Origin of the sequence: Capnocytophaga leadbetteri, assembly GCF_003054025.1 — a bacterium.
Lineage (GTDB): Bacteria > Bacteroidota > Bacteroidia > Flavobacteriales > Flavobacteriaceae > Capnocytophaga > Capnocytophaga leadbetteri.
Map to the genome: position 1 here is coordinate 25,074 of NZ_QBKG01000005.1, position 12,369 is coordinate 37,442.

Sequence of the window (12,369 nt, forward strand, 5' to 3'; positions counted from 1 at the left end):
GTTGTTTTGTGCTTTGTGCTTTGTTGTGTGTTTATGGGTTTGTCTGAAAGGCTATTTCTTAGAGATGAGTAGGAGCTGATAACCTGCTTTAACCCTTATGGAAGGCTGTGCAATCTTTTTAGAAAGATAGGACGTACCTCCTTGCACGACCCCCTTGCTCAGCTCAGAGACAATTTGGTCTTTGGCGGAAGAGCTAAAGGTAAAGCTACTCCCTGAGCTTTTGCTCATTCCTGCTGCTATCTCTCTAAAGGCATTGGCATCGGAAGAAGCGGGCAGGTATAACCCTTGTTGCCCATCGATGTCGTAGGCAGCTATAGAGACAGGAATTACTTTGCCCTTGTATTCTAAGGATTTTACGGTGAGTAACAATCTATCTCCACTCACTTTAGCAGAGGCTGTAAGCAGTTCTCCTTTGGGAATGAGTATGCCTGCTACTCGTATAGGCTCTAAAAGTCTTAGCTGCACCCTTGAGTTTTCTCCTAATAGCTGTTCGATATGTGTACAAGCGCGAATGCTATTCTTTAGAATACTACCTTGTGGCTTAAAACTCTCGCCATTGAAAAAAGCGGTCTGTTGCTCCTTTACCCATTCTTGCAGTGCCTCCTTCTCGGACTGCTTGCGGGGCAAACGACTGACGACCTTTTCCTCTGGGGTATAAACAGGAGCAATGTTTTTACTCTGTTCTGCATTGTCAGCTTCGCTACTATTGTTTCCCTCGCCCTCTTGCGAGCCTGCGCCCCCCATCATTGAAGGGTTTTGTTGTCCTTTAGGCAAATATCTTGAAGCCATTTCATAAGACTTTTCCATCAATGCCATTTGGGCATCTACAGAGGTAGGGTCTTGCTTATTGGAGAGTTGAGACTTGAGCGAGGCTATCTCTTCTTTGAGTCTTTGTTGCTCCTCGTAAGCACTATTGTCTTGGTAGAAACTGCCTAAAGTCTGGTGAATATCGCGATAAGACTGAGCGGAACGCTCAAAGGCATTAGGGGTAGCCTTGCGATAACGCGGAGTAGGTTCTTCTTCCTCCTCGATAGCTTCGGGATATTCCTCGCCTTCGTCTTCTTGCCAATAGTCTGACAGCGCATTGAGAGAGGCTTTTTTATCAGCTTCTTTTTCTTCTAAGAGGGCTTCTTCATAGGCTTTTTCCTTATCAGAAGGCAAGAGGGTTTCGGTAGCTTGTGGTATTGCCTCATTGATACCTACTTGTGTTTGCTCTTGCTCACTTCCGCCACCAAAAAGCAGATACATACAAGCGAGGAAGATTATCCCCATTAGGGCATAGATGACAATTTTCTTGAGTTGTTGTTTTTTAGCAAGGGCTTTTTCCTCATTGCGCTCTTGGAGGGCTTTTTCCTCTTCTTCACTGACCAAGAAACTCGGTGTAGAAGAAGGAGCGTTAGCCTTATCTGAGGCAGGGATATTACCGTTTTGCTCTGGAAGGGGTGTGTTCTTTTCCATTATTAAGTTGTTTAAAAATTAACGAATCCTTTTTTGGGGTATTTCCCTCTGTAGGTACAATAGCCTTGTTGTCAATATGCTGTATGGCAGGGGCTTCGCCTTGGTGGTACTCTTGGTAAGCGTGCCATAGTATAAAAAGAGTAAGTAGCGAGTAGACTGCAAAGGCTAAGAGTACCAAGCGTTTTCTTTGTGAGGGTGAAAGTCCCTGACAATAGCTTTGGGTTTGCTTTTTTAGAGAATGTATCTCTCTTTGGATTTTGCCTATCATCTCTCTACGGTTCTAAGGTCTTTGTTTTCTATTACATTGAACTGTTCGATGATAAACCCTTGAGGGTTGTTATCAGAACGCACGGAGTTAATCAACCTGCAGGAGGTAATAAGACTCCTTTCGGTGATGTTGCTGGCGCGGGTGATGAACTGCTTGGCAAAGGTTTCTACCTGATAAGGATAGCTATTAAAGTTACAGTGCACGCTATCAATGACTACCCGTTGGAGGATATTACCAGAGATGATGCGGTTGTAATAGCCTTTTTCAGCCAAATCTTTATAGTAGTTAAAGGCAGATTTATCAGCCATAAAGAAGGCACGTTTAGTATTGTCTTCAATTGCTTTTTTATCGGGGGCTAAGTTGAAGAAGAGTTCGTGAAACCTGCGCACGTGTTCTTTAGCCTCGACAGGGCGATTGATTTTTTCATCTTGAGAGAGTGCCAGCATTAGTGATTTACCATTGTCTAACACATAGATTTTCTCGCGCTGTTTCTCGGCAAAGTAATAGGCATAGCCTACAGCGAAGATACTCACGCCTGAGCAGAGCACAGCAAAGGCTATGGCATACATACGGATTTGCTTGAATCCGTTTTCGATGTTTCTAAAGATTTTAAATTCCATTAATTTTAGTATTCAATTAGACTTGTTTTTACTTCATTAACCTACCTGTAATATTACCTGAAAGAGAGCCAGCTCCTGCACCTGCTATATTACCTGCATTGGAGGTAGCTTGGTTTACATTTCTACCATAATTACCCATACCTCCTGCTTGTATGATCCAACCTGCCACAGTAGGAATGGTAAAATAGCCTATGATACCAATGACCATAAAGATAATGTAGGCTGTGTTGGTAGTATCAGGAATGAAACTTGGGTCAGAGAGTTGCTCAATATCTCTTTGTAATATAAGGGATTGGATACGTGCTAAAATAGCACTGAACAAATCGGATACAGGAAGCCATAGATAGACACTTACATAGCGGGTAACCCATTGTAGTAAGGTAGATTGAAATCCATCCCATACCGAAATAGCAAAGGCTATAGGTCCTAAGATAGACATCACCACAAGAAAGAAAGTGCGTATAGTGTCAATCACTAAAGCGGCTGCTTGAAAGAGCATTTCGAGTAGTTCACGAAACCACGATCGGATGCTTTGCTTGAGGTCATACATCCCTCTTTCAATATACATTCCTGCCATTACAGCCATATCTTCGGGCATCCAACCTAATTCATCAATCTTTTTGTCAAACTCTTCATCTGAGACGAGATAGGCAGTTTCGGGGTTGCGCAATTGTGCTTCTCGCTCTAATCGGTCTTTTTGCTCTTGTAGTTTGTGCAAATCGAGCGTTTGTCCTTCTAAGATGCTATGGGTACCTGTTACCACAGGGCTTAACACTGTATTCATTGTTCCTAACACCAGAGTAGGGAAAAATATCACACACAGCCCTATGGCAAAGGGACGGAGCAAGGGATACACATCCACAGGTTCGGCACGAGCTAAGGCTTGCCATATACGCATTGCCACATAGAACAGTGCCCCTAAGCCTGCCAAGCCTTTGGCTATGGCAGACATCTGAGCTGTTAGGGGCATCATCTCATCGTATAAAGTACGAAGTATTTGGTGTAGATTTTCCATTTATCAGTTTTTTACCAGTATTTGAGTTCTGTTCCATAGAGTGAGAGTACCTTTTGCGCATCGTTTTGCTTCTTAGCACGTAGGTAGCTTACCGAGATGTTTTTCTGGGTGTAGTAGCGTACTAAGTTATAGTACTCTTTCACTTCCTTGTGCACCTTGTCGATAATGTCCATACGCTCTTTGTCGTTCATCGATAGCGAAGAACTATTGACGATTTGTTGCAGGTCTTTGAGCAGTTTAGAACTTTCACCCAAGAGCTTGGAGTAGCCATTGGCAATAGCAGACAACTCTTGAGAGGAGAAGTTAGGGTCTTGACTCATCTTCTTGAAGTTGGTCACATACATCTTGGAGATGTCGCCCACCAGTAGCACCGTTTCTTGTACTTTGCGGGCATCTTTTACCAAGTTATTTACCTTTTTCAGAGCATCGTAATACTCCTTGCCTTGGTTGTAGAGCTTTTCTACCTCTCGGAAATTGTTGAGCATATTCTTAGCTGTTGAGGAGGTTTGCACTATCTGCTGGGTAGTGTTGATAATGCTCTGAGCAAAATTAGTCGGGTCAGTTACTACCCATTGTGCACTTAGTTTTGGGCTTGCCAGCATAGCTATAGCAAAAAGCCCCGTTAATAACATTTTCTTCATTGACTTTAATTATTATGATTTACGTATGATTATTAGTTTATTACAGTCCATTAGCCATTTGTACGATGGCTTTTTCTAAATTGCCGTCTAACTTCTCGGAGAGTTCCATCACTTGGTGTTTTTCGCTCTCTTCGGTGGTGTAGGCAAAGTATTCTTCTCGGCTTACCTCTGTGGCATATACCGCAGAGTGTGTGCCTCCTAAGCCTATCCACACTTCTTTGTATTTGCGACGAGAGTCGTTGGAGAGATTGATAGATAGGATTTGCGACTTCTCTTTCTCGGTAAGTCCTAACATCGCTTGGATAGCATCGAACTTGTTCATATACTTACGCTGGTCGAGCAATATCTTGCAATCGGAGTTATTGATGATAGATTCCTTCACGATAGGTGAATGGATAATATCATCTACCTCTTGGGTTACAATCACTGCCTCACCAAAGAACTTACGCACAGTTTTGAATAGGTACTTGATGTACTCCGCCATTCCTTCTTTGGCAATCGCTTTCCACGCTTCTTCGATGAGAATCATCTTGCGAATACCCTTCAGGCGTCTCATCTTGTTGATAAACACCTCCATAATGATGATAGTAACCACAGGAAAGAGTATCGGGTGGTCTTTAATCGCATCAATTTCAAAGACAATAAAGCGTTTGGAAAGCAGGTCTAATTCCTTATCGGAATTGAGCAGATAGTCGTATTCCCCTCCTTTGTAATAAGGCTCTAACACATTGAGGAAGTTAGCCAAGTCAAAGTCCTTTTCTCTTACCTGCTTCTCTTGTAGTATGGCTCGGTAGTCATTCTTGATATACTCATAAAAGCCATTGAAAGAGGGTGTGTGCGAGGGATTGTCTTTTACCAATTGCAGGTAAAGGTTCACTGCATTGGAAAGGGCTACCTCTTCCGCACGTGTAGGAGGTTCATTGTCTCGCTTCCAAAGGGTGAGTATCAGTGTTTTGATACTCTCTCGCTTTTCAATGTCAAACACTCCATCATCAGTGTAGAAAGGGTTAAAAGCAATGGGATTGTCTTCGGTATAAGTAAAGTAAATCCCATCCTTGCCTTTGGTCTTGTGGTGAATAAGCTCACAGACCCCTTGGTAGGAGTTCCCTGTATCTACTAAAACGATATGTGTACCTTGTTCGTAATACTGCCTCACTAAGTGGTTCGTGAAGAAGGATTTGCCACTCCCCGAAGGTCCTAAGACGAACTTATTACGGTTGGTGATAATCCCTTTTTTCATAGGCTCATCGGAGATATCCAAATGGATAGGCTTGCCTGTGAGCCTATCGGCCATCTTAATGCCGAAAGGACTGGAAGAACTTTGATAGTTGGTCTCCTGAGTGAAAAAGCACAAAGCGGGCTCTATAAAAGTATAGAAAGTCTCTTCACTGGGGAAGTCGGCTGCATTGCCAGCTATACCTGCCCAATAGAGAGTTGCCGTATCAATGGTGTTATGGCGAGGCTTGCACTCCATTGAAGCCAAAGCGCTACCCACATCGTTTTTAATGCTCCTAAGCTCTTGTGGGTTGTCCGACCACGCCATCACATTAAAGTGTGCTCTGATAGAGGAAAGTCCATAAGAGTGTGCCTCATTGAGGTATTGCTCTATCCATTCTTTGTTGATTTGATTGCTACGGCTGTATCTTGAAAGCGAGTGCATATTGCGTGCTGATTTCTCAAACTGTCTGAGATTTTCATCGGAATTGTCCAAGAACAGATATTGGTTGTAAATATGGTTACAACTCAGTAGCAAGCCCACAGGAGCTGCAAAGGACAAACGGCAATCGCTCTTATCGGTAGAGAGTCGCTCGTAACGGCTATCGGCTTGTACCTTAGAAGGCAAATCTTCTGTATCTGATAAGGTATGCACACAGAGTCTTTGGTTGCCAATGCGCATTTGCTCGGCAGAGAGGCATATATCTTGCAGGCTCTCTTTCTCATCAGTGGAAAGACTGAGATATTGCTCAAAGAGTCCCTTTTTGTGTGGAGTGCCTATATAGTCCTCTGTTTTGAGCTGACGGAGCTTTATCAGGTTAGAGTCGTTTAAAATACGCTCTAACTGCGCTACCGCTTCCAAAAATTGAGTGGCGTGTTCTCGGTTAGTGAGCTCCTTAGGCAAAAAGTTTCCTTTGCAAAGGGAGGAAAAGTTGCTTTGGGCTCTCATTCGGTTTTTGGTGGTTTGGGTGATGAACAGGTAGCATCTGTGATTTAAGAACGGACGTTCGTTAAAATGCTTTTCGTACGAATGAGAGAGAAAACTCAGATTCTCTCCTTGCAGTTCAGGCTCGTATTGTTCCTTGATAAACCAGTCCTGTTTGTGGATAACAGTATACTGTGGCAATACTTTGATAGCCTTATGCCAAAGTGAGTGGAGTATCTCATAGTCCTCACCCGAAATGGTAAAGAGCTCTGGAAGCTGTACCTCAAAGCCGACGCTGATGTCGGCTTCTTTGGTGAGCAAGCAGTCTTGTTCTATGGCAAGAATAGGAAACTTACTCTCTAAGGTGTTGATTTTAGAACTATTTCTCATTGAGGGTTGTTTTAGGTTTAGGGTAACGAATAAATTGGCGTGGCGATCTTTGGTGACGTAGGTATTTGGGGTGGCGTTTGCGAGCTGCTTGTTTCATCAGGCCGTGTTCACCGTATTTTTGGTTTAGTGAAAAAGTCTGCCAAACCACAAGGCTGACCATACTAACGCCTACCCCCAAGCATACAAAAGAATTGATTCCTACCGTGTAGAGGATCATCACCAAGATGAGCACCGAGAGCAGTCCCCCTGCAAAGATGAAGAGGTACTGCGCTTTGAGTCCTTTGAACTCTACACTTCTGCCGATGCCTTTGTTGATAGAATAGCTGTTTTTTGTCTCCATAAGTTTATAAGAAGAACGAACGTAAGATCGTAGCCGCTACAATTAGGAAAATACAAGCCCCAAACCAACTGGCAGCCGTTTTGCTGGTATCGGGGTCGCCGCTACTAAACTTGTTATATACCTTCACCCCACCGATGAGTCCCACCACAGCCCCTATGGCATAGATGAGCTTGGTAGCAGGGTCAAAATACGAGGTAACCATACGGGTAGCTTCGTTGATACCTCCTACACCATTGCCCTGCGCTAAGGCAAGGCTGCTAATACATAAAAATGCTGCTGAAAGCAGGCTTTTGCTGAGTGATTTCATAAAATGTGTTTTTTTTAATTTGGGGCAAAGGTAGGGGGAGAAAGAGGTAAGGAGGAAAAGGGTGGAAGTTTTTGGCTTCATATGGCTGTATATGGAAAAGTTTTTGTAATTTTGCGGGGTGGAATTTTGATAATTAGAGACTTTATGAGTTTTGAAAAAACGAATATATACTTTATAGTAAAATTTATACATAACAATTGGGTACATATATTAGACTCGTTAATAGCATTAGGAATTGGATGGTGGGGATATTTATTGACCATAGACTCACCCATATACTTTGGAAAGATATCAATACAGAAAAATATAATAATTTCGCTGTTATTATTAGGATTAATAATATGGTCTATTGTTATTAAGGGAAAAAGGAATAAAAAAAATATAGAATTAGAAGAAAAAATTAAAGAAAAGGATGAAGAAAACGCACTTTTATCTGAAAAAATACAATTATTAGAGAATAAAACACAAGAAATTCATAATTCTTATTACGAAATATTTGATATTTACCTTTCAAGCCTCTTTTTTAAATTAAAACTAAATGACAATGATAGAATAAGTTTGTATAAATATGAGGAAGAGGACGAAAGTTTTCTTATAATAGGGAGGTATGCTTCAAATCCAAGTTACAATAAAAGGAATAGAAATTTATATACTAAAGAGGGATTAATTGCTAAAGCTTGGGATAATGGTGAGGTTTTTATAATAGATGGTATCCCTGATTATAAAGAAACAATGAAACCAAAAGAGAAAAAAAAATATTTCGAGTATATCAAAACAATCTGTACAATAAGTGATAAAACTCTCAAACAAATAACAATGAAAAGTAGAAGTTTTTATATGAGAGCATTTAATAATATTAATGGTATACATAGGAGTTCTATTATTGTAATAGAAAGTATTAATGAAAGAGCATTTGAAAAAGATAAACTAAATACTATCATAGAAGAAGAAGAAAAGAGATTAATAGCATTTATTGAAAAAATGAATTGGAAACTTCCAAAATTGTCTAATGCAAAGAAACTAGATTTTTAGTATGGAACGAGTAATTAACATCTTGATTTATTTATATAGAAACTATCCTAAAAGTAATGAATTATCTTATTCAAGAGTAATCTTGTTGTTATATTTAATAGAATGGAAGTACTCTATTAAATATTTTGAAAAGTTAACAGATTTGGAATGGATTATAAAAGGTAATAAACCTATATGCAAAAATTTGTACAATATTTTTGATGCCTCCTCTAATTTTACTATTAGGATAACAGAGGATTATCAAAATATAATTTATTTCCTGAACAGTGAAAAAATAATTAACTTTGAAAAGGAAAAAACTAAAGAGACTATTGATTTTGTGATAGAACATTGTAAGGATTTAGAATTTTATGATTTAAATAACATAGTAAGTTCTACCTATGCAATTATAAATACAAAGGAAAACCAAATTATAAATTTTGTAAAATTAGCTAAACTGTATAAAGGGAGAGACTAAAAAATCCTCACACAAATTCCCTAATATCAAAAACTCTAAAAAGAAAATTAATTTTGTCTTATTGAAAAAACAAACTTAACTCTTAAAATCTTACAATAATGAATATATCTGATTTTATCACTTTTTACAAAGAAAACCTTACAACAAGAGGTCTTATGAAAAAGAAATATAAGGTACATTATTATGTTATACCTATTATATATCTTTTGATTGCTATAATCCCTATAGGTGTCAAATATATGTTTGGATTAGATAATTTTTATAGTTATATTATTTTTGCAATAATAATTCTTTTTGACGTATTATTTTTCATTTTTTTTACTAGAAAACTAATTTTTAACACAATGAAAAAAATGGATGAAAAGTTTGTTGTAGAGAAAAAATGCTGCTCATTAAATCGTCAAGAGATAAAGAAGTATTTCTTTTCTGAGTTAGAAAAATATTTTAGCGATAAAAAAATTCCATTAAGCAAGATAAAGGATATAATTGTTATCTTAAACAAGAAATCGGAAAAAGAAAAAGCTCCTTTTATTATAAGCTCTTCTATATTTTCAGCTATAGCACTAGTTATATTTTCATCTGCATGTAATAGATTTTATGAGCTTGTAGGAAACAATCCTTTAGACATAATAACATATACAATACTATTCATCCCGTTTATATGTTATATAGTCACAGATCTTATTTGTAGCATTAGAGAAATTTATTTCAATCTGTTTACAAATTATCTGTCTATCAATGGACTTATAGATTTGTTAGAGGAATATGAAATTAATAAACCAACCAAGGAGTGAATTGCTTTAATATCCCTTCAACCTTCTTTAAACGGGAAAGATGCAAGACAAAAGTGACTATAATGTTGTAAATCAGAGATAATTATTTTTCAACCCTTGATTCATATTATAAAAAGATAGTAGAATTTGATATGCAGGAGGCAGGATAGGACATATAAAAATAGTATATTTTATTAGGTACTCCTCCTCACACAAACTCCCTAATATCAAACTCCGTTTTACTTTCCACGGTTTTAGGCAACGCCTTCTCCAAGAGCGCACTCACTTTAAGAGTAGCTTGGGGTAAGGCTTTTTCTATGGCTTCTAATAGGCTGGTACCCACTACTTTTTGCAGTAGCTCTATGTTCTCGGTGGTAACTCCTTCTTTATCCTCAGAGAGGAAAGTAGCTACCTTTTCCAAGTCCTCAAATGAAAGCCCTGTGGCAAAATCATTATCCTCTGCCTCTGTGCGATAACTGCGCAAATCCTCTTCTTCATCTTCAAGGTCTATGGTAGGTTCCTCTTCCCATTCTGTCAGAATATCCTGTTGCTCTTTTTCTGTTAAGGGGATAGCTGTAGTGACTACCTTTGCAGGAGGCACAAACCTACTTTCCCCCATTACCGAAGTTGAAGGAGCTGTTTTGGGTATAGGAGTAGCCTTAGGTTTGGGAGCTCTCTTTTTAGAATGTGTTATAGGCATTTTGTCCGATAGCAACAACAAAATGACCACGATAAGCAGTAAAATGATAATCTTTTCCATTGTTAAAATATAGGTTTGTATTTCTGTTCAAAACTCTGTGTAATTTCCTCTTGGTACTGCTCGAAATGCGCTTTAAGTACATTGTCCAAATAGTTGTACAGACTGATCTTGTCTTCTCCTATCACCTGTACAATACGGGCTATTCGCTGGTGAAACTCAGGGCGTATATACACCGATTTTCCTTCCCTTGCTGAAGTCTCTCCCTGCTCAAAAAAATAACTTTCATACTCATAGAGTTCTGCCTTTTTCTTCTTGGTAGGAGCTGGTTTCTGGGGTGCTTTCTCTGTCTCTATCGGAGCTGTAGCAATGGCAGGGGCAGGCGTGGATTGCTTGCCTGCCATTAGCTCCATTAGTTCGTTTTCGTCTATAGGTTTTACTGTCTTCATATCTTTAGGGTTTATTGAATAATCTGTACCAACTCATCGATAAAGTCGTCCAAATGACAACCGCTCATCAACTTCTCATCAGCAGGCATTAAGGTAGAACGGAATACCAATCGCTGGTTTTCTGTGCCGTCTTTTCTGAAACGCTTGCTATCAGATATGTAGGCTTGCATCAGGTTCAAACCTAAATCAGCGATCACTTGCTCATAAATCTTATACAAAGGTGACTTCTCTCTTCCATCTACCTGATTCCAAAACAAATGTACGCTTTTAATAGTACTTTCAGTATTCTTAGCGATGATATTGGAAAGTACCTCAGTAAAACTCAAAGTACTTTCAATCACCACTCTATCGGCAGTGATAGGAGAGAAAATGTGATGCATTTGTGCTAGCAGGGTCAATATTCCTGCGGTGTTTACTGTCCCTGGCATATCAAAAAGGATAACCTCTATAGGAAAAGGTGTCTCTGCAATGAGCTGTTGTGCCTTTTCAAGGGCTTCATTAGGCTTACATTGTATTATGGGATATGCCTTTTTGTTTAGCTCACTAAACTGTCTATGAGCAGCTTTCTTAAAATGCTCATTGTTCATCACTGTTTTGAGGTCTTGTTCTCGCATTCGGTGTAGGCTGTATTGTGGATAATCACAATCCATCACTGCTACATTGTAGCCCATTCGGTAATGTAGCAAGCTGGCTACTAAGGTGGTAAAGGTACTTTTCCCTACCCCTCCTTTCTGGGTAGAAAAGCTAATGAATTTTGTCGTTGATGTCATATATATGTGTTTAAATATGTTTGTAATTCAGTAAGTATATAAGTGCATAGCTATTCAAATACAACTATCTGTATTTAAGTAATTATCTCTGTAACTATGCCGTTATATAAGTAATTAGCTAATTATCTAATTGACTAATTACTTGCGTATGTACATACTTCTGTAGCTTTATAGCTTTGTAGCTACATAGCTACCTAATTACATTTTTACTTTCGTACATACTTGCTTTGGTATGCGGGTACAAAGGAACATACAAATATACATATAGCCTTATGTAGGGTTGTAAATGGCTTTGTAAGGAAGTGATTGGCTTTGTGTTACATACAAATCCTTTGCTAAGAAATCACTTGTTTTGCACCCTGAAATCACTTTACCCGCTTGTAGTGTTAATTTCTCTTTTTATGGCTAATTAAAATTCGACCGTTAGGGAGAATTTTCTGTTCACCCGAACAGAGCAAGTTGTGTTTTGAGGCACGCAGTAGCCGTATAGGCACCTCAAAACCACTTGCCCTTGTAGGGAGCTTAAAACGCACTCCAAAGTCGTGGTTTTTTACTAACACTGAATTTATATGACCTTACAGAAAACAACTCACAAACACTCCACAGGTAGAAACAAAAAGATAAATCCTGCTTCTTTTAGATATGTCTTTAGATTAAATGAAGAAGAAAACAATCAGTTTCTCTCGCTTTTCGAGCAATCAGGAATGAAAGTCAAAGCGCATTTTATCACCTCTTTGCTTTTTAACCGAGAGATAAAAGTGGTGAAAATTGATAAATCTGCTTTAGATTATTACACCAAACTCACTGAACTCTATGCACAATTTCGTTCGGTAGGGGTGAATTACAATCAGATTGTAAAGATACTCTACCGTAATTTTTCGGAGAAGAAAGCAGCTGCTTACCTCTATAAATTAGAGAAAGAAACTACCCAATTGATTGCTATCTGCAAACAAATATTAGAGCTTTCTCAGCAAATGGAGCAAAAACTAAGGTAGCTTTTAAGACGAAAACA

General features: G+C 38.9%; 15 protein-coding genes. 4 read left to right on the top strand and 11 right to left on the bottom strand.

Annotated elements, in window-relative coordinates; all coding sequences use genetic code 11:
• Positions 1-51: 51 nt before the first annotated feature.
• From traM to C8P65_RS05950, 8 genes are read right to left on the bottom strand one after another with little or no spacing between them, the layout of a single operon-like run.
• Positions 52-1,458, bottom strand: a complete 1,407-nt coding sequence (traM, locus tag C8P65_RS05915) for a conjugative transposon protein TraM (RefSeq protein WP_107782016.1) — start codon at positions 1,456-1,458, stop codon at positions 52-54.
• Positions 1,421-1,726, bottom strand: coding sequence for a hypothetical protein (locus C8P65_RS05920; protein WP_107782017.1), 306 nt, complete (start codon positions 1,724-1,726; stop codon positions 1,421-1,423). The genes traM and C8P65_RS05920 overlap by 38 nt, the downstream gene beginning before the upstream one ends.
• The gene (gene traK / locus C8P65_RS05925; protein ID WP_107782018.1) at positions 1,723-2,346 is read right to left on the bottom strand and encodes a conjugative transposon protein TraK; all 624 of its coding nucleotides are present in this window, start codon (positions 2,344-2,346) and stop codon (positions 1,723-1,725) included. The genes C8P65_RS05920 and traK overlap by 4 nt, the downstream gene beginning before the upstream one ends.
• A 28-nt stretch (positions 2,347-2,374) precedes the next feature.
• Positions 2,375-3,361, bottom strand: a complete 987-nt coding sequence (traJ, locus tag C8P65_RS05930) for a conjugative transposon protein TraJ (RefSeq protein WP_009389084.1) — start codon at positions 3,359-3,361, stop codon at positions 2,375-2,377.
• Between the two features lie 11 nt (positions 3,362-3,372).
• Complete coding sequence (locus tag C8P65_RS05935) at positions 3,373-4,002, bottom strand: DUF4141 domain-containing protein (protein WP_009389083.1); 630 nt, start codon at positions 4,000-4,002, stop codon at positions 3,373-3,375.
• Between the two features lie 40 nt (positions 4,003-4,042).
• Entirely contained in the window at positions 4,043-6,532 is a 2,490-nt protein-coding gene (locus C8P65_RS05940) for a TraG family conjugative transposon ATPase (protein ID WP_009389081.1), read from the bottom strand.
• Positions 6,522-6,872 (bottom strand): DUF4133 domain-containing protein, encoded by a 351-nt coding sequence (locus tag C8P65_RS05945; protein WP_009389079.1) that lies wholly within the window; start codon positions 6,870-6,872, stop codon positions 6,522-6,524. The genes C8P65_RS05940 and C8P65_RS05945 overlap by 11 nt, the downstream gene beginning before the upstream one ends.
• A 4-nt stretch (positions 6,873-6,876) precedes the next feature.
• Positions 6,877-7,179, bottom strand: coding sequence for a DUF4134 domain-containing protein (locus C8P65_RS05950; RefSeq protein ID WP_107782019.1), 303 nt, complete (start codon positions 7,177-7,179; stop codon positions 6,877-6,879).
• Positions 7,180-7,260: 81 nt separating this feature from the next.
• Between C8P65_RS05950 and C8P65_RS05955 the strand changes: the two genes are divergently transcribed.
• The 3 genes from C8P65_RS05955 (at position 7,261) to C8P65_RS05965 (ending at position 9,462) form a co-directional block, all read left to right on the top strand.
• Entirely contained in the window at positions 7,261-8,211 is a 951-nt protein-coding gene (locus C8P65_RS05955) for a hypothetical protein (protein WP_107782020.1), read from the top strand.
• Position 8,212: 1 nt separating this feature from the next.
• Positions 8,213-8,668 (top strand): type II toxin-antitoxin system antitoxin SocA domain-containing protein, encoded by a 456-nt coding sequence (locus C8P65_RS05960; protein WP_107782021.1) that lies wholly within the window; start codon positions 8,213-8,215, stop codon positions 8,666-8,668.
• Positions 8,669-8,766: 98 nt separating this feature from the next.
• The gene (locus C8P65_RS05965) at positions 8,767-9,462 is read left to right on the top strand and encodes a hypothetical protein (RefSeq protein WP_107782022.1); all 696 of its coding nucleotides are present in this window, start codon (positions 8,767-8,769) and stop codon (positions 9,460-9,462) included.
• A gap of 187 nt (positions 9,463-9,649) precedes the next feature.
• On the opposite strand, the gene C8P65_RS05970 is transcribed toward C8P65_RS05965, so the two are convergent.
• From C8P65_RS05970 to C8P65_RS05980, 3 genes are read right to left on the bottom strand one after another with little or no spacing between them, the layout of a single operon-like run.
• Complete coding sequence (locus tag C8P65_RS05970) at positions 9,650-10,201, bottom strand: hypothetical protein (protein WP_107782023.1); 552 nt, start codon at positions 10,199-10,201, stop codon at positions 9,650-9,652.
• Positions 10,202-10,203: 2 nt separating this feature from the next.
• Positions 10,204-10,587: a DUF3408 domain-containing protein gene (locus C8P65_RS05975; protein WP_107782024.1), complete on the bottom strand. Its 384-nt coding sequence runs from the start codon at positions 10,585-10,587 to the stop codon at positions 10,204-10,206.
• An 11-nt stretch (positions 10,588-10,598) separates the two neighbouring features.
• Positions 10,599-11,357 carry a ParA family protein gene (locus C8P65_RS05980; RefSeq protein WP_107782025.1) on the bottom strand — a complete coding sequence of 253 codons (759 nt, stop codon included), beginning with the start codon at positions 11,355-11,357 and terminating at the stop codon, positions 10,599-10,601.
• A 569-nt stretch (positions 11,358-11,926) separates the two neighbouring features.
• On the opposite strand from C8P65_RS05980, the gene mobA reads away from it, so the two are divergent.
• On the top strand, positions 11,927-12,352 hold the full coding sequence (gene mobA, locus C8P65_RS05985; RefSeq protein ID WP_107782026.1) for a conjugal transfer protein MobA: 426 nt from the start codon (positions 11,927-11,929) through the stop codon (positions 12,350-12,352).
• Positions 12,353-12,369 lie beyond the last annotated feature (17 nt).